The organism is Afipia sp. P52-10, from assembly GCF_000516555.1.
Lineage (GTDB): Bacteria > Pseudomonadota > Alphaproteobacteria > Rhizobiales > Xanthobacteraceae > P52-10.
This window is the reverse complement of sequence record NZ_AZSJ01000003.1, coordinates 367,759-385,056: the sequence shown is the minus strand read 5'-3', so window position 1 is coordinate 385,056 and position 17,298 is coordinate 367,759. Positions and strand designations below refer to the sequence as shown.

17 protein-coding genes and 1 tRNA gene are annotated in these 17,298 nt (G+C 62.4%); 11 read left to right on the top strand and 7 right to left on the bottom strand.

Annotated features, from left to right (window positions below; all coding sequences use genetic code 11):
* Positions 1-5 precede the first annotated feature (5 nt).
* From X566_RS03160 to X566_RS03145, 4 genes are all read left to right on the top strand, one after another.
* On the top strand, positions 6-476 hold the full coding sequence (locus X566_RS03160) for a chemotaxis protein CheW (protein WP_034463393.1): 471 nt from the start codon (positions 6-8) through the stop codon (positions 474-476).
* 78 nt (positions 477-554) lie between these two features.
* Complete coding sequence (locus X566_RS03155) at positions 555-920, top strand: PleD family two-component system response regulator (protein WP_034463388.1); 366 nt, start codon at positions 555-557, stop codon at positions 918-920.
* A 56-nt stretch (positions 921-976) separates the two neighbouring features.
* A complete protein-coding gene (locus X566_RS03150; protein ID WP_034463380.1) occupies positions 977-2,155 on the top strand; it encodes a chemotaxis response regulator protein-glutamate methylesterase in 1,179 nt (392 codons plus the stop codon).
* Complete coding sequence (locus tag X566_RS03145) at positions 2,152-3,021, top strand: protein-glutamate O-methyltransferase CheR (protein ID WP_034463371.1); 870 nt, start codon at positions 2,152-2,154, stop codon at positions 3,019-3,021. Before X566_RS03150 ends, X566_RS03145 begins: the two co-directional genes overlap by 4 nt.
* 131 nt (positions 3,022-3,152) lie before the next feature.
* Here the strand turns inward: X566_RS03145 and ctrA are convergent, their stop codons facing one another.
* Positions 3,153-3,854 carry a response regulator transcription factor CtrA gene (gene ctrA / locus X566_RS03140; protein WP_034463369.1) on the bottom strand — a complete coding sequence of 234 codons (702 nt, stop codon included), beginning with the start codon at positions 3,852-3,854 and terminating at the stop codon, positions 3,153-3,155.
* Positions 3,855-4,230: 376 nt separating this feature from the next.
* Between ctrA and fliI the strand changes: the two genes are divergently transcribed.
* From fliI to X566_RS03120, 4 genes are all read left to right on the top strand, one after another.
* A complete protein-coding gene (fliI, locus tag X566_RS03135; protein WP_034463366.1) occupies positions 4,231-5,556 on the top strand; it encodes a flagellar protein export ATPase FliI in 1,326 nt (441 codons plus the stop codon).
* A 109-nt stretch (positions 5,557-5,665) separates the two neighbouring features.
* Complete coding sequence (gene fliJ / locus X566_RS03130) at positions 5,666-6,085, top strand: flagellar export protein FliJ (RefSeq protein WP_034463363.1); 420 nt, start codon at positions 5,666-5,668, stop codon at positions 6,083-6,085.
* Between the two features lie 240 nt (positions 6,086-6,325).
* On the top strand, positions 6,326-6,874 hold the full coding sequence (locus X566_RS03125) for a sigma-70 family RNA polymerase sigma factor (protein ID WP_034463359.1): 549 nt from the start codon (positions 6,326-6,328) through the stop codon (positions 6,872-6,874).
* Complete coding sequence (locus X566_RS03120; RefSeq protein WP_343213031.1) at positions 6,856-7,743, top strand: anti-sigma factor domain-containing protein; 888 nt, start codon at positions 6,856-6,858, stop codon at positions 7,741-7,743. The genes X566_RS03125 and X566_RS03120 overlap by 19 nt, the downstream gene beginning before the upstream one ends.
* Here X566_RS03120 and X566_RS03115 read toward each other — a convergent pair.
* The 3 genes from X566_RS03115 to flhA form a co-directional block, all read right to left on the bottom strand.
* The gene (locus X566_RS03115; protein WP_034463353.1) at positions 7,740-8,516 is read right to left on the bottom strand and encodes an enoyl-CoA hydratase/isomerase family protein; all 777 of its coding nucleotides are present in this window, start codon (positions 8,514-8,516) and stop codon (positions 7,740-7,742) included. The two genes, X566_RS03120 and X566_RS03115, sit on opposite strands and share 4 nt — an antisense overlap.
* A 308-nt stretch (positions 8,517-8,824) precedes the next feature.
* Complete coding sequence (locus tag X566_RS03110) at positions 8,825-9,031, bottom strand: hypothetical protein (protein WP_034463352.1); 207 nt, start codon at positions 9,029-9,031, stop codon at positions 8,825-8,827.
* A gap of 291 nt (positions 9,032-9,322) precedes the next feature.
* Positions 9,323-11,560, bottom strand: a complete 2,238-nt coding sequence (flhA, locus tag X566_RS03105; protein WP_152539784.1) for a flagellar biosynthesis protein FlhA — start codon at positions 11,558-11,560, stop codon at positions 9,323-9,325.
* Between the two features lie 186 nt (positions 11,561-11,746).
* Between flhA and X566_RS03100 the strand changes: the two genes are divergently transcribed.
* The 3 genes from X566_RS03100 (at position 11,747) to X566_RS03090 (ending at position 13,581) form a co-directional block, all read left to right on the top strand.
* Positions 11,747-12,976, top strand: a complete 1,230-nt coding sequence (locus tag X566_RS03100) for an MFS transporter (protein ID WP_034463349.1) — start codon at positions 11,747-11,749, stop codon at positions 12,974-12,976.
* Positions 12,977-13,157: 181 nt separating this feature from the next.
* A tRNA-Ile gene (locus X566_RS03095) sits at positions 13,158-13,233 on the top strand.
* 132 nt (positions 13,234-13,365) lie between these two features.
* Complete coding sequence (locus tag X566_RS03090) at positions 13,366-13,581, top strand: DUF2945 domain-containing protein (RefSeq protein WP_034463347.1); 216 nt, start codon at positions 13,366-13,368, stop codon at positions 13,579-13,581.
* A gap of 66 nt (positions 13,582-13,647) precedes the next feature.
* On the opposite strand, the gene X566_RS03085 is transcribed toward X566_RS03090, so the two are convergent.
* The 3 genes from X566_RS03085 to X566_RS03075 form a co-directional block, all read right to left on the bottom strand.
* A complete protein-coding gene (locus X566_RS03085; protein WP_152539783.1) occupies positions 13,648-14,115 on the bottom strand; it encodes a hypothetical protein in 468 nt (155 codons plus the stop codon).
* The gene (locus tag X566_RS03080; protein WP_244434667.1) at positions 14,112-15,260 is read right to left on the bottom strand and encodes a tripartite tricarboxylate transporter substrate binding protein; all 1,149 of its coding nucleotides are present in this window, start codon (positions 15,258-15,260) and stop codon (positions 14,112-14,114) included. Before X566_RS03080 ends, X566_RS03085 begins: the two co-directional genes overlap by 4 nt.
* A gap of 195 nt (positions 15,261-15,455) precedes the next feature.
* Positions 15,456-17,165, bottom strand: a complete 1,710-nt coding sequence (locus tag X566_RS03075) for a ShlB/FhaC/HecB family hemolysin secretion/activation protein (protein ID WP_152539782.1) — start codon at positions 17,163-17,165, stop codon at positions 15,456-15,458.
* Positions 17,166-17,298 lie beyond the last annotated feature (133 nt).

Genomic DNA, 17,298 nt, shown 5'->3' with positions numbered 1-17,298 from the left:
GAACGATGACTGCAAAAGATAACGCGGGCCCGGCTGCCATCACCGAATACGTGACCGCGATGATCGGTGGCCAGCTGTTTGGGCTGCCGATCGCGCGCGTCCAGGACGTGTTCATGCCGGAGCGCCTGACGCGTGTGCCGCTCGCATCGGCGGATGTGGCGGGGGTGCTCAATCTGCGCGGACGCATCGTCACGGCGATCGACATGCGGGCGCGGCTCGGTCTGCCCAAGCGCGACGATGGCGCATCGTCGATGGCGGTTGGCGTCGATATGCGCGGCGAATCCTACGGCCTGCTGATCGATACCATCGGCGAGGTGCTCAAGCTCGCGGATGGCGGTTGCGAGGTGAATCCCGTCAACATGGACCCGCGCATGGCCAAGATGAGCTCGGGCGTGCACCGGCTGGATGGTCACCTGATGGTGGTCCTGGACGTGGACAGAATTCTCGACATGCCGTCCGACGCGATGGCGGCATGACCGAAGCCGGGCGCGCAATGAGCTGAGCGCGAGTGCTCGGGCGGGGCCGGAGGGCGCTGGGAGAAGTGAGGCAGTGCGATGAAGACATGTCTGATTGTCGATGACTCGAGTGTGATCAGGAAGGTTGCCCGCCGGATTCTCGAAGGCTTGGATTTCCAGATCACCGAGGCTGAGAATGGCGAAAAGGCGCTCGACGTTTGCCGCCAAGCTCTGCCGGATGCCGTCCTGCTCGACTGGAATATGCCGGTGATGGACGGATACGATTTTCTGCGCAATCTGCGGCAGATGCCGGGCGGCGATAAGCCGAAGGTGGTGTTCTGCACGACCGAGAACGATGTCGCGCATATTGCACGGGCGCTCCATGCCGGGGCGAACGAATACATCATGAAGCCGTTCGACAAGGATATCGTGACGGCCAAGTTTCACGAAGTTGGATTGATCTAACGGCGGCCTTCTTGGGCCCCGTCGGCTCGGCGTGACGTCTGTAGAGTTGGGTGGTGATGAGTGCGACGTTTGTAACGCCGGGCAGTACCGTCGAAAGCCGAAGTCAGGCGCTTCGCGTGATGGTGGTCGACGATTCGGCCGTCATTCGCGGCTTGATCTCGCGTTGGATCGAAGCCGAGACGGATATGACGGTTGTGGCATCTTTGCGCACCGGGCGCGAGGCAGTCGATCATGTCGAGCGGTTCGATCCGCATGTCGCCGTACTCGATATCGAGATGCCGGATCTCGACGGCATTTCGGCGCTGCCATTGCTGCTTGCCAAGAAACGCGATCTGGTCGTCGTCATGGCCTCGACGCTGACCCGCCGCAACGCCGAGATCAGCTTCAGGGCGCTGTCGCTCGGCGCCGCCGATTACATTCCGAAGCCGGAGAGCGCCCGCGAAGTGGCCGCCGCCGAGACCTTCCGGCGCGACCTGATTCAAAAAATTCGCCATCTGGGTGCGCGACGCATTGGCATGCGGAGCCCGGTGCAGAGCCCGTCTCTGGTTCCGGCCCAGAGCCCGGTGCCGGCACCGGCGTCGAACGCGCTGCCGAAAGCCCTGCAGCATGCTGTCGCCGCGCCGTTGAGGCTGCGCCCGTTCACGGCGGCGGTGCCGAGGGTCTTGACGATCGGATCGTCCACGGGCGGGCCGCAGGCGCTGATGACGTTGGTCGCCGAGATTGGTCCGGTGATCGATCGCTTCCCGGTGTTGATCACCCAGCATATGCCGCCGACCTTTACGACGATCCTTGCGGAGCACCTGACGCGGGCCAGCAAACGTCCCGCACAGGAGGCAGTTGACGGCGAGGCGGTGAGGGCCGGTCGCATCTATGTGGCGCCTGGCGGCAAGCATATGCTGGTCGCGCGGCGCGGGACCGAGATCGTGATCGTGCTCGACGACGGACCGCAGGTGAATTTCTGCAAGCCCGCGGTTGATCCCTTGTTTCAGTCCGCCGTCGGCGTCTGGCAGAACGGCGTGATCGCCACCGTGCTGACCGGCATGGGGGCCGACGGCATGCGCGGCGGCAAGGATGTCGTGGCCGCCGGCGGCAACGTCATAGCGCAGGATGAGGCGACGAGCGTGGTGTGGGGGATGCCCGGGGCCGCTGCGCATGCGGGGATTTGCGCGGCGATCCTGCCCTTGGCTCAGATTGGTCCAAAGCTCGTGCGTTTGTTTGCAGGAGACCGGCGGTGATCGCGTCCGAATACGAGTACCTGCAGAAACTCCTGAAGGAACGGTCGGGGCTGGTTCTGTCCGCGGACAAGCAGTACCTGGTCGAGAGCCGCCTGATTCCGCTGGCGCGCCGTTGCAATCTGGGCGGCCTCAGCGAGCTTGTGCAGAAGATGCGGTTCGGCGACGAGGCGCTGATCGTTGCCGTCGTCGAAGCGATGACCACGAACGAGACGTTCTTCTTCCGCGATAAGGTGCCGTTCGATCATTTCCGCGACACCATCATGCCGACGTTGCTGAGCGCCCGGAAGAACCGCCGGAGCATTCGCATCTGGTGCGCTGCCAGTTCCACCGGGCAGGAGCCTTATTCGCTGGCAATGATGCTGAAGGAGATGGGCGCTTCATTGAACGGCTGGCGCGTCGAGATCGTCGCCACGGACCTGTCGCAGGAGGTGTTGGAGAAATCCAAGGCCGGCATCTTCAGCCAGTTCGAGGTGCAGCGCGGTCTGCCGATCCAGATGCTGGTCAAGCACTTCACCCAGGTCAACGAGATGTGGCAGATCTCGCCCGAAATCCGCGCGATGGTGCAGTTCAGGCAGCTCAACCTGCTGCATGATTTCTCCAAGCTCGGCGTCTTCGATGTGATCTTCTGCCGCAACGTCCTGATCTATTTCGATCAGGAGACTAAGGTGAATGTCTTCAATCGCCTCGCCAAGGTGATCGAGACGGATGGCTTCCTGTTGCTGGGCGCTGCTGAAACCGTGGTCGGATTGAACGCCGGGTTCAATCCGTATCCGGAACGGCGCGGTCTCTATCATCCGACGCCAGCGACCGCGTCGCCGTCGATCGTGCCTGCCTTAGGCGCGCGGACGATCCAGGCGGTCCGCTGAACGCGTTGCCGCTGCTTGTCAGAGGAGGAGCGCGCGTGTGACGATGCGGCGTCGAAGGCCGACGCTTCAAAACAAAANCCCCGCCGTTCGCGGCGGGGTTCCAATCTGGGAGAGTGTCCCAACAAAGCTGATCAGGCGGGAATGCGCTCTTCCTCGTCGTGCGGCTCGCGCAGCACGTAGCCGCGGCCCCAGACGGTCTCGATGAAGTTGCGGCCTTCGGAGGCATTCGCCAGCTTCTTGCGCAGCTTGCAGATAAACACGTCGATGATCTTGAGTTCGGGCTCGTCCATGCCGCCGTAGAGATGATTGAGGAACATCTCCTTGGTGAGGGTGGTTCCCTTGCGAAGCGAGAGCAGCTCCAGCATCTGATATTCCTTGCCGGTCAGGTGCACGCGCTGGCCGCCGACTTCCACCGTCTTGGTGTCGAGGTTGACGACGAGGTCGCCGGTCTGGATGACCGACTGGGCGTGTCCCTTGGAACGGCGCACGATCGCGTGGATGCGGGCGACCAGCTCGTCCTTGTGGAAGGGCTTGGTCATGTAGTCGTCGGCGCCGACGCCGAGGCCCTTGACCTTGTCCTCGATGCCGGCGAGGCCGGAGAGGATCAGAATGGGAGTCTTGATCTTGGAGACGCGCAGTTGCTTGAGCACGTCGTAACCGGACATGTCCGGCAGGTTCAGGTCGAGAAGGATGATGTCGTAATCGTACAGTTTCCCGAGATCGACGCCTTCTTCGCCCAGGTCCGTCGTGTAGACGTTGAAGCTTTCCGATTTGAGCATCAGCTCAATCGACTGCGCGGTCGCGCTATCATCTTCAATCAGCAAAACGCGCATGCCAGTCCCCTCTATCCGCCGCTCCGGGCGTCAGGTCGGCGCGCTAACGCAGCGCCGTGGAATAACGCCTTCAACAACTGATTCGGACCCTGACCCGAGATGGTTAACAAATCCTGATTCTGATCCGCAAGAGTCTTCAGTGTAATTTTTGTCGAATCGCACTAAGATATTGCGGTAAACCAGTTTTTCTTATCCGCTCGCGTTCAGACTCCACTTTAAGAGTCGATCTCAACCGACTCGTACGACTCGCACCTTTGTTCTGAAAGCGCAGGTCTTCAGTCATCAAAGACAGTGACGCAATGATTAACGATGCGGGTAAACACGAAGTTAAAGTTAAGGGGTTGGCCGCAATTCGCGGAGATTTAAGGTTTTCGCAATGAAGGCGCTCGCCGAGCAGATCGCTGACATCGACGCCGTGGACATCTATGGCCGCGTCGTTGGCGTGCGCGGCCTGATGGTCGAGGTCGCAGGGCCGATCCATGCGATGTCGGTCGGCGCGCGGGTGGTGATCGAAACCAGCCCCAGCCGTTCCATTCCCTGCGAAGTGATCGGGTTTGCCGGCGCCAACGCCGTGCTGATGCCCTTCGGCGGCCTGGACGGAGTACGGCGCGGCTGCCGCGCCGTCATTGCCAATGCTGCCGCTCTGGTCAGACCGTCAGCCGCCTGGCTCGGCCGGGTGGTCAACGCGATGGGGGAGCCGATTGACGGCAAGGGCCCGCTGCCGGCCGGGGCAAGTCCGGTTCCATGCCGCAATTCGCCGCCGCCCGCCCATGCCCGCAGGCGTGTGGGTGAACCGCTGGATCTCGGCGTCCGCACCATCAACACCTTCCTGACCTGCTGCCGCGGGCAGCGGCTCGGCATCTTCGCCGGTTCCGGCGTCGGCAAGTCGGTGCTGCTGTCGATGCTGGCGCGCAACGTCGATGCCGACGTATCGGTGATCGGCCTGGTCGGCGAGCGCGGTCGTGAGGTGCAGGAATTCCTGCAGGACGACCTTGGCGAAGAGGGCCTCGCGCGCTCGGTCGTGGTGGTGGCGACCTCGGACGAGCCGGCCTTGATGCGGCGGCAGGCCGCTTATCTGACGCTCGCGATCGCTGAATACTTTCGTGATGAAGGCAAGGATGTGCTGTGCCTGATGGATTCGGTGACGCGGTTTGCGATGGCGCAGCGTGAAATCGGCTTATCGGCCGGCGAGCCGCCGACTGCGAAAGGCTATACGCCTACGGTTTTCACCGAACTGCCGAAGCTGTTGGAGCGCGCTGGTCCCGGCGTGGACGAAGGGACGATTACGGGCATCTTCACCGTGCTGGTCGACGGCGATGATCATAACGAACCGGTGGCCGACGCCGTGCGCGGTATCCTCGACGGCCATATCGTCATGCAGCGGTCGATCGCGGAGCGCGGTCGTTACCCGGCGATCAATGTGTTGAAGTCGGTCTCGCGCACCATGCCGCGCTCGGCGCACCCGGATTACCTGCCGCTGATCACCCGAGCGCGACAGATCATGGCGACTTATGCCGACATGGAGGAGTTGATCCGGCTTGGCGCCTACCGGGCAGGCTCCAGCGCGGAGGTGGACGAAGCAATCAGCCTGCATAAGCCGCTGGAGGACTTCCTGCGTCAGGGCAAGGGCGAGGCATCGGGGTTAATGGAGGGTTATCAGCGGCTTGCTCAAATCCTCGGTGATTTGGAAACGGAACGCTAACTTTGTCGGGCCATCATCCTCCGCCATGGTTAAGTCGTGCTGGCGGGGCCTTGCTCGGGGCGCTGGCGCAGTCCCGTTCTTCGAGGGGACTTCGGGGGAGTAAGAGTCGATGAAGTCAAGAGAGACGTTGATCCGTCTGAAGAAGTTTCAGGTCGATGAGAAGCGTCGGCGGGTTGCCCAGATCGAAGGGATGATCGCCGATTTCCAGCGCATGACCGCCGAGCTCGAGCGCGAAATCCAGATCGAGCAGGAGCGCGCCGGCATCAGCGATCCCTCGCATTTCGCCTATCCGACTTATGCCAAGGCCGCGATCCAGCGTCGGGAAAACCTGTCGCGGTCGGCCGAGGAGCTGAAGGTCCAGTTGGAAGATGCCAAGGCACAACTCGGCGAAGCCTTCGAGGAATTGAAGAAGGTGGAGCTGCTGGACGAGCGCGATCAGGCGCGCGAGCGGGCCGAGGAGAGCGCCCGCGAGCAGGCAGAGATGGACAATATCGGTCTGATGCGGTCGCGGATGACGGCCCTGGCCTGATCTGCCGATTTCCACCGTTTCAAGTCGGACACAGCCCGGGCCAAAAAGCCCGGGCTCATTGTTTCTGGCGATGGACTCGGCGTGGTGGCGCGGTATGCTGCGGAAAATCCAAAGTTTTCGCGTGGATAGCCTTGAGGCGAAGCTCAAAACAGGGCTCAATTGGGGCCGGGTCTTCCAAGGCTCGAAATGGTACAGGGCTGGCGGTCAGGCGACCGTGGGCGAAGGGGTGGTAGTCTGGCAATGCTGACGTCGGCCGAATTGGTCTGGCTGATCGCCGCCGTGGCGAAGGGTGACGAGGTTGCATTCGAGCGTCTCTACGCCGCAACGCGAGCGAAACTTTACGGCGTGGTGCTGCGTATCTTGCGCAGACAGGATCTCGCCGAAGAAGTGATCCAGGAATGTTACATCAAGATTTGGAGCAATGCCGGGCAGTTCGATCCGAGCGTTTCGTCTCCAATCACCTGGATGGTGTCGATCGCGCGCAATCGGGCGATCGATCTGATGCGCAAGCGGAGCGAGGCCTCGCTCGAGGAGGAGCCGGAGGCCATGGAGGTGGCATCCGATACGCCGGATCCGCTGGCGCGCCGCGAAATGACCGACGAGTTGAAACGGTTGCTCGGCTGCGTGGGCAAGTTGGAGCCTGAGCGGCAGCGGTTGGTGCTGCTGGCCTATTACAACGGCTGGAGCCGCGAGCAGCTGGCAGAGAAGTTCGACACCCCCGTCAATACGGTGAAGACGTGGCTGCGGAGGAGCCTGTTGGAGATTCGCGAGTGTCTGGGGCTGACCTGATGAGCTACGACGAAGACCATATCGCAATGGCGGCCGAGTACGTCCTTGGCACGTTGGACGGCGAGGAGCGGTCTCAGGTCGAGACCATGATGGGCGTCGATCCTGAATTCAAGGCGCTGGTGGAGCAGTGGGAGCGGCGGCTCGGCGAGCTGCATGCGATGGTCGGTGTGGTGGAGCCCGCCGATGAGGTCTGGGTCCGCATCAGAACAGCGGTTGCAGCGATTGCACCGGCCGCAGCCATGCGCCTGCCGGAGATCACGACGCCGGCGGCTGCTCCTCCCGCGCCGGTGGTGCAAGACATCGCGCCGGACAACGCGACGCCAGCACCCGCCGCCGACAACGTTCGGGGCTGGCGGACGTTCGCTTACGCGGCCTCTGCGCTCGCGGCATGTCTGGCGGCGTTCATTGCCGTGCAAGCCTCTCGGCCGGACATCCTGCCCGCGGCGTTGCAGCCGAAGGGCAAGGTGGAGACCGTCCAGGCGCCTGCGCCGGCTCAATACGCGGCCGTGTTGCAGCGTGACGGCGGTTCGCCGGCCTTCGTCATGACCATCGATACGAACACGAAGGCGTTCACGGTGCGCAAGGCTGGTCCGGATGCACCGCCGGGCCGGAGCTACGAATTGTGGATGGTGTCGGACCGCTTCACGCAGCCCCGCTCGCTCGGCGTGATCGGCGCCACCGATTTCACGACGAAGTCCGACCTTGCATCGTTCGACAACAATACGATCCGCTCGGCCATCTACGCAGTGACGGTCGAGCAGGAGGGCGGCTCGCCGAGTGGCGCGCCGACTGTTGCGCCGATCTATGCGGGCAAGCCGCTCGAGATCGTGCCTGCCGCATCGGTTCCGGCGCCGGCGAAATCGCGTTAAACGCCGCGATAGCTGGGCTTGCGCTTCTCGACGAAGGCATTGAGCCCTTCCTGGCTGTCCTGCGTCGTGGTGATGAGGGCGAAGCTGTCGGCCGTGTGTTCGATGGCGCGGCGGTAGTCGGCATCCACCGCGCGCATGAAGGCGTCGCGTCCAATCTTCATGACAATCGGTGACTTCTCGGCAAAGCGCCGGGCGATGGCCCGCGCTTTCTCCAGTGCGCTGCCCTTTGGCACGACCTCGCTGACCAGGCCCATGCGAAACGCGGCGGCTGCATCGAAGGGATCGCCGAGGAACAGCGGACCGAATGCTTGATGCTTGCCGACCAGGCGCGTGAGCTGCACGAAGTGCAGCGCCGGAATGAGGCCGACATCGATCTCGGGATAACCAAAGGTCGAGGCGTCGCCGGCCACGATCATGTCGCAGGAGATCGCGATGGTCATGCCGCCCGCCCGCACAGGGCCATCGATCGCGGCGATGCTCGGCTTGCCGAGCCGATACTGCACATCGTTGAGCGCGAAATAGAGCCGTTCGAGAAACGCCTTGGCTTCAACGCCGCGCTTGCCCCGCGTGATGTCGAGATCGAGGCCGGCGCAAAAGACCTTGTGCGCGCTGGAAATGATCACGGCACGAACGGACGTGTCGTTCTTCGCCTGCTCCAGAGCGGCCAGCAGCTCGTCGATCAGCGGCATGTTCAGCGCATTGACCGGCGCGCGGTCGAGGGTCACTTCGGCGATGGCATCGGTGACGGTGTAACGAACGAATTCAGATGACATGAGCGCGTGAACTCCGATGACGTGCGAAACGGGCCGTCAGCGTGTCACGCGGCGGATGGGCGCTCAAGGCTCCGCACCGCATGCGGCCTGGGGAGCCCCGCGATGGATGCAACGCTCGACCGGCCGTTGCTTTGATTGCATCCGCGATCGCATGCCCACAAAAAGAAAACGCCCCTGGGGGCGGGGGCGTTTTCCGTAGAGTCACTTGGGGGTCGTCTACTTACTTTCTAGGCGTGGGGGCGCCTAACCACCCGAGGCAACTGTTGGGGGCGGATGCCTCGGGAATTCCTGAATTCGTATCTCCTCAATCAGCGAACAACTGACTGGTCTGTCTTTGTCACCATCACCGGCTTGCCGGCCTTGATGACCTGAATGCGGTCGGTCTGCGCGTAGGTGTCACCGCCGTTGATGCGCGCGGTAATCCCGACGCCTGCGATTGCGGTCGCGGCAACGAGAGCAACCACCACGATCTTCAGGTGGGTCGCCCGATCTGCGCTGTAGAACGAGTGGTTCATCCGAGCCTCCGCTGCTTGACGCTGCGTTGGTGTTTGGTCGGTGCAGCATCCAGCAGGTTCAACGCCTGTGTTAGCAGAACTTAGGAGCGGCTTTTCGGTTCCAAAGGGGAGCTCACAAGCTCGTGATCTTTCGTGAATTTGGCTGATCGTCATTTGCATGTGACTTTTTAGCAACGTTTTCGTCGGAAAAAGGCAAATGAATTGAACAGCTTAGCGTCTCGCCCAATAGAGCACGACGGCGAGAAGGACGAGGACGATTCCCATAACCAGACGCTGCTTGCGGCTCATTGATTAAACGCTCCCGACCGTCTTTAGACGCGCGCGTGGGTGGATTTCGGACTGTGACATCACGGATGTTTGAGCGCGGAACCGCTCCACGAGTGATCGGACAAACGGGCGGATCGCGGCTGAGGTCACCAGAACCGGCGCCTCGCCCTCCCGCGCCGCCTGCTCGAACCGGTCGCGCACGAGGGTGATGAACTCGGACAGTTTCGAGGGTTGCATCGCGAGGCTGCGCTCGTCGCCGGTGCCGATGATCGATTCAGCGAAAGCCTGTTCCCACTTGGCCGACAGGGCGATCAGCGGCAGGTAGCCGTTCATCGAGGTGTGCTGGGCGCAGATCTGCCGGGCAAGACGGGCGCGGACATGTTCGACGATCGTAGCCGGGTTCCGCGAGAAGGCCACGGCGTCGGCGATGCCTTCCAGGATGGTGGAGAGATCGCGGATCGAGATGCGCTCGGCGAGCAGCAGCTGCAGGACGCGCTGGATGCCCGAGACGGTGATCTGGGTCGGCACGATATCCTTGACGAGTTCGGCCTGCTCTTTCGGTAGCTCCTTGAGCAGCTTCTGCACCTCGCCGTAGGAGAGCAGGTCGGCGACGTTGTTCTTCAGAAGCTCGGTGAGATGCGTCGACAGCACGGTCGCGGCATCGACGACGGTGTAGCCCTTGAGCGAGGCCTCCTCCTTCAGCGCGGCGTCGACCCAAGTGGCGGGCAGGCCGAAGGTCGGCTCGGTGGTGTGGATGCCGGGGACGCTGACCTGACCACCGGCCGGATCCATCACCATATAGTTGGCGGGCCAAATGCGGCCTTGGCCAGCATCGACCTCCTTGATCTTGATGATGTACGTGTTCGCCTCGAGTTGGACGTTGTCGAGGATGCGCACCGATGGCATCACGAACCCCATCTCCATCGCGAGCGAGCGGCGCAGCGCCTTGATCTGCTCGGTCAGGCGATCGGTGCCGTCCGGAGCGTTGACGAGCGGCAGAAGCGCGTAACCGAGCTCGATCTTCAGATCGTCGATCTTCAGCGCTGCGGCGATCGGCTCTTCAGCCGCGGCCTGGGCGGCTGCCGCGGCTGCGGCCGGCGCTGCGGCGGCCGCTTTCGCTTCGGCCACGGCCTTGGCGGCGTTGCGCTTGTTCGAAGTCCAGGCGAGATAGCCGGCACCGCCGCCGAGCAGCAGGAACGGCAGCATCGGAATGCCGGGCAGGGCGGCGAGGATCAGCATTACGCCGGCCGACATGCCGAGCGCGCGCGGATAGCCCGAGAGCTGACCGATCAGCGCCTTGTCCGCGGCGCCGGTGATGCCGGCCTTGGAGACGAGCAGGCCCGCCGCGGTGGAGACGATCAGCGCGGGGATTTGCGTGACGAGGCCGTCGCCGACGGTCAGCAGCGTATACGTGCGCGCGGCATCGGCGAAGCTCATGTTCTGCTGGGCAATGCCAATGATCATGCCGCCGATGACGTTGATGAACACCACCAGCAGGCCGGCGATGGCGTCACCGCGCACGAACTTCGATGCACCGTCCATCGCGCCGAAGAAGCCGCTCTCGTCCTCCAGCTCCTTGCGGCGGGTCTTGGCGGTCTTCTCGTCGATCAGGCCCGCGGAGAGATCGGCATCGATCGCCATCTGCTTGCCGGGCATCGAGTCGAGATGGAAGCGGGCCGCGACTTCGGCGATACGCCCCGAACCCTTGGTGATGACCACGAAGTTGACGATTACCAGGATGATGAAGACGATCAGGCCGATGATGAAATTGCCGCCCATCACGAAATTGCCGAACGCCTCGATGACATGTCCGGCGGCGGCGGTGCCTTCGTGGCCGTGCGCCAGGATCAGCCGGGTGGACGCCAGGTTCAGCGCCAGCCGCAGCATGGTCGAGATCAGCAGCACGGTGGGAAAAGACGAGAATTCCAGCGGCGCCTGGATGAACAGCGACGTCATCAGGATCAGGATCGACAGAATGATCGAAACCGCCAGCAGCATGTCGAGAACGACGGGAGGCAGCGGCAGGATCAGCACCACCAGGATCGTCAGGATGCCGATCGCCAGCGCGATGTCGCCACGCCTGAGCAGGTCGCCAATATCCTTGATGCTGAGGCCGTTGCCCGTTGCGGTCGTGCCTTGTCCTGCCGTTAGATCGACCATCGTCGCCACGCCTTCCCGCGCCTGGCGCGCCCGCGCCCCAAAGATGTGTGCGGCGGCTTGCGGGCCGCCGGACCGAAGATGAGGCACCGCGCTGGCGTCCACGGGAGCTCCCCGTTTCAGTTGCCGACGACACTCGACTTCACTCGGCAAAATTTGCCCGGTGTATGGTTAGCAAAGGGTTAAGGAAGGTTCCCGTGGAGCCGCTTCAAACCAGCGCGGGTTGTTGAAGAGAATATTATTCTAAGGCTGCTTGACCCAGCTGGGATCCAGGCAGAAGGTTCGCTCCTTATGCCGATTAACGATTCTCTTCCATCTCAGACGTCCTTCGTGCCTGACTCGGCGGCCGCGTGGCGGCGGCTGGGCCTTGCGCTGCTGATCGGTACGCTCGGCAGCGTCGGCATGTGGTCGGTGGTGGTGGTGCTGCCGGTGGTGCAGGCGGAGTTCGGCGCTACTCGCGCCGATGCCTCGCTCGCGTTCACCATGGCGATGCTCGGCTTCGGCATCGGCGGGGTCGCCACCGGGCGGCTTGCCGACAGGCTCGGCATCCTGCCGGCGATTACCTTGGGCATCGGCGCGCTGCTGCTCGGCTATGTCGGAGCCGGGCTTTCGACCGTTCTTTGGCAGTTCACGATCGTCCATTTCGCGATCGGTCTTGGTGCCTCCGCCACCTTCGCGCCGCTGATGGCCGAGGCCTCGCACTGGTTCGTGCGCCGGCGTGGCATCGCGGTGACGATCGCGGCAAGCGGAAACTACCTGGCGGGGGCGATCTGGCCGCCGATCGTCGAGCGCGGAACGGCGTTCTATGGCTGGCGCGCGACGCATATCGCCATCGGCATCTTCTGTTCCGTGGTGATGGCCCTGCTGCTTGTGGTGCTGCGGGCGAGCATGCGCGGGACAGAACGCCAGTCGCAGGCCGCCGCGGCACCGAGTGTCGATCTCGGCATCGGCACCAATGCCCTTACAGCTATTCTTGGCCTTGCGGCCTTCTCCTGCTGTGTGGCGATGGCGATGCCACAGGTGCATATCGTCGCCTATTGCGGCGATCTTGGTTACGGCGTCGCCCGTGGCGCCGAGATGCTGGCCTTGATGCTTGCCTTTGGCATTATCAGCCGGATCGCCTCCGGTGTCTTCGCCGACCGCTTCGGCGGGCTCGCCACGTTGCTGTTGGGGTCGGTGGCGCAGGCCGTTGCGCTGATCCTCTATCTGTTCTTCGATGGTCTGACGTCGCTCTATATCGTCTCCGCCCTGTTCGGGTTGTTCCAGGGTGGTCTCGTGCCGAGCTACGCCTTGATCGTGCGGGAAACCATGCCGGCGAACGAGGCCGCAACCCGCGTCGGCATCGTGATCATGGTCTCGGTGCTCGGCATGTCGTTCGGCGGCTGGGTATCCGGCTTGATCTTCGATGCGACGGGCTCCTATCGCGCGGCGTTCCTCAACGGCATCGGTTGGAACGCTTTCAATCTCGGTATTGCGATCCTGCTGTTGTTGCGCGCACGAAGGCGGCCCGCATTCGCATAAGTCGTCGGGTCTGTCGGCTCCTGTGCGGGATAAACGCACAGGCCGCCGTGCCGGATTGCCCGAGGGCGATCAGCATTGTAAGGGAGGGACCTGGCCGCGAGGTGGCGCGGCAAACCCAGGTCCTAGAACCCTTGGGTCCGATAATCTCGGGTCCGATAATCCTAGTGGCTTTTAACCCTGGGGGCCTGTAGCTCAATGGTTAGAGCCGGCCGCTCATAACGGTCTGGTTGCAGGTTCGAGTCCTGCCGGGCCCACCAGCGATCCTGTGCGCGTCTGAACGACTTGGCCTGGGCGTGCATTGGATCGCGCAAGGCGCTCTCGGGAACGGGGATCGATACGAAGGACTTGATACGAAGAAGTCACTCGCTCAAGCGCAGGGATGGGGCTGGATGACCACGCGGTTCAAGGTCGGCGATCATGTGAGCTGGAATTCTGAGGCCGGACATGTGTCGGGAACGATCATCCGCATTCATACGGCGGATTTCATGTACAAGGGCCATCGCCATCGGGCGTCGGGCAGCGATCCCCAGTACGAGATCAAGAGCGACAAGACCGATCATATCGCCGCACATCGGGGAAACGTTCTCAAGCGGATACCCAAATAGACCGGTTGACACCAAGAGGACCGCCTTGATCCGTCTCTGGCGTTCAAACGCGCATGTTCGCAAGGGCTAAGGCGCTTGCCTCAACTGCAAGCGGATATCGGTGCTGGCGAGCGTGCGATGGGGCTGTAGGACGATGATATCGGTAAACGCCAATGAGTTGGGCCGATCGTAAACGTAGCGAAGATGCGAGGGGCCATTCAGATTGGGCGTGACGACAAAGTCGCCCGAGTACAGCGACATCGTGACCAGCTTCGACAAGAGCCGGTGATCGGTCGACAAGTTCAAGAGCGCATCGATGATGGTTGCCAGCGTCGCTCCTTCGGTGAGCATCACGCGAGCGATATCGTCGTTGTAAACGCGTCTCAGGGCATTGACGATTGCTGCCACGCCGTTTGAATCGTTGAGCCAACATGCCATGTGGCAATGCTGGCTCAGCTTCAACCCGTTGAGAACCCGGGAACTTCGGTTATCCACCTGCAGCGGGTGCAGCGTGTCCTTGCTGGGAGCTCCCGGTGAGGCGGGCGGCGCGGTCAATCGGCTTGCACGCCAGCCTTTTCCACCACCTTGCCCCAACGATCGTAGTCTGCGTGAATCGTTTGGGCGAAGGCTTCCGGCGTCGATGTCGTGACGGTCAGGCCCTGCGTGCCAAGGCGCTCCTGCACGTCGGGAAGCTTGCCGATGCGGACCACTTCCGTGTTCAGGCGCTCGATGATGGATTTGGGCGTCGCGGCGGGAACAACAAGGCCGAACCAGGAGTCGACCACGAAGTCCTGCAAGCCGGCTTCGGCGGCTGTTGGAACGTCGGGCGCTTGCGGCGATCGCTCGCGGCTCGTGACTGCGAGCCCCTTGATTTTGCCCTCGCGGACTTGCGGCGCGAGCACGGTCAAAGTGTCGAAGGCGAGGTTCACATGATCGCCGAGCAATGCGTTGACTGCGGGCGCGCTGCCCTTGAACGGCACATGGAGCAGGTCCGTCCCGGTCAGGCTTTTGAACAGCTCTCCGCTCAGGTGGCACAGCGTTCCGGGGCCGCACGATGAGAACGTAAGCTTGCCAGGCTGCTCCTTTGCGACAGAGATCAGCTCCTTGAGGCTCGACACCGGAGCCTTCGGGCTCGCGGCAACGATGTAGGGGACCGAAGCGAGCGGCGAGACCGGCGCGAAGCTCTTGAAGGGATCGTAACCGATGGACTTGTTGATGTGCGGTAGGATCGTGAGCTGTCCTGCCGGTGCAAGCGACAGCGTGTAGCCGTCGGGATCGGCCTTGGCGACGAATTCCGCTGCAATGGCGGTGCCTGCACCCGCCTTGTTCTCGACCACGATGGATTGTTTGAGAGCTTCGCCGAGTTTGTCGGCATAAATCCGCGCTACGGTATCAGCGGCGCCGCCGGCCGGAAACGGAACGATGAGTTTGATCGTTCTGCTCGGCCAAGTATCGGCATGTGACACGGTGTTGACGCAGACGAGCAAACCTGCTGCGGCAATTGCTGCAGATATGTAGCGGAAGGTTCGCAAAGAACGCATCGTAGACTTCCCTCGATTTCTTAGACGCTTGCCGCGTCCACGCGCGTCCGAGTTTTCCGGTTGACGTGTGTCGACCGGATCGGAGCGTCGGTGAATTGAGTGATCGTTTACCCGCTGTTTTTCAGCGTTGCCGGAGATGCCGAAAGCGGCCGCCAGCACTCCAATAGATGCCCCTGAACTGTCGGCACCGCAATGAAATGCTATTACGAAGCTCGGGTGGCTGGTGGTGCAATCGTCTCGTGCATCGTTCGGATTGAGAAAATCGTTCTTGTTGGTCTGAAAATGCGGCGCTGGCGCCGATATCCTGCGACGGCACGGAAAGAGATTTGCAAGCCGCCATCGCGTCAGCGTGCGTTAGTAGCGCAGGACCATTCCGGCAAAGATGCGATCGCCGTTGAGGCGAGGGTTGATCTCGACCTCCCGCCGGCTCCACTCCAAGAAGCCATAGGCCTCGGGCAGGAATTCGTTGAAGGCCGCGACGTTGAACCGCGCGCCGACGCCGTAGTTTTTGGCGACAAGCCGTCGGAACTCAAGAATGGTTGGGTTCTCAAGGGTGCGTTCGCCAAAGGCGCTGAAGATGTACGGCGTCACGACCAGTGCGTTGAAGGGCGCGAAAGCGCGTCCGAACTCGCCGCGAACCACCCAGGCACGGTCGCCTGGAAGCGCGCCCGAAGTGAAGCCCGACAGCGCTCTCGCGCCGGTGATGTCGAACTGCTCTGATGTCAGCATCGGCTTGTTGAAACCGGTCTGACCGGAGATCGCGAGCGACCAGAAGAAGTCTTCCGGCAAACTATGCAGCACTTCGGCGTGCCCATCGAGCTTGGTGAAAACGGCATCGGCACCAAACCGCGACAACGGCAGCAGCGCGTTCGCCCGGTCGGCGGTACGAGCGCCGAAAGCGTCGAGTCCCTGCGAGATGTTGCCGCCATAGGTGAACGTGAGGCCGGCTTCGCGCCAGCGCCACAAGCCTTCGAAGCCTCCGCGGAGGACGCGGGTACGGTCGAGGCTGATCGGCAGCGCCGGGTTCAATGCGAGCGTGTCGATACGCTCGTCCGTGGCATCAAATCGCGCGCTGAAGGCCAGCAAGGTATCACGGCGCTTCACCGCATCGAACGCCAGCTTTGCATAGGCTCTGTCCAGCAGACCTTGCGTAGCCAGGATCGGTTCGACATGCGGCGTGGTCCGCGCATTGGTGGCGCCGAGTTCGGCTTTCAATCCGTCGATGCCGATCGGAAAGGCGAGGGTGGTGCTGAGATAACGGCGTGTCGGATGCGCAGTGAAATAGTCTTCGTTCGGATATCCAGCCGCCGACACCGACACTTGCTCACCCTGGCCCAGCAGGTTGTTGAACGAGAAGGAGGTGACAGCCTGCCAGCTGCGAAAGCTCTGGGGCAGCGCGTTGTCTATATAGAGTGTCGCTGAGATGGGACGGTAGCGGCCGGTAAGGATCAGGAGCGAGCCGCCGATCTCCTTGCCCGCGCCGAAGGTCGCGTTCAGCACCAACCCAGGTGTATCGCCTGCAAGCAGCAATTGCCGTTCGAGGTCTTGCTGGGTCAGGTGCGGCTTACGCAGCAACGGTGCCAGCAGGGCCCGCACACGGTCGCGCGCTGTCGGCGGCAAGGCCTCGAGATCCATGCGCTCGACGAAACCATCGATCACCCTCAGTTTGACACGCGCTTGTTTGCCGATCTCCTGCGGCAGCGTCACAATCCGGGCGAGCGGATAACCGGCGTTGATGTAAGCCTGCTGTAGTTTTTCCGCGAATCCGAACAGGTCGGCCACACTGATGCGCTTGCCGATCAGCGCTGCGGCCAATTGCGTGCGTATGGTGACGAGCTCGGGAAACTCACCCTCAAGGTCGAAACCGTTGAGGGTGAAGAACAGCGTTTTCGCCTGGTGGGGTGTGGCGGCACCTGCCGGAACCTGCGGCAGCGAAATGCGCGGTGCGATCGCGGGAGCCGCGATCACCGGCGGCCCAACCTGGCTCGGCGCGGGCGCTGCCGATTGAGCGAGGGCATGCGTCATTGAGCAGCCCAGTGCTGCCGCCGCAATTCCCCAACGCATCGGTTTCACTGCTTACCCCCAACCGCCGTCGGTCCCCCGAACGTGATCGGTAACCAACCGGTAAGATCCATTATGACTCTTCTCGTTTTTCGTCAATATGTGTATTAAGAGAAGTATTATTGAATCGATTGTG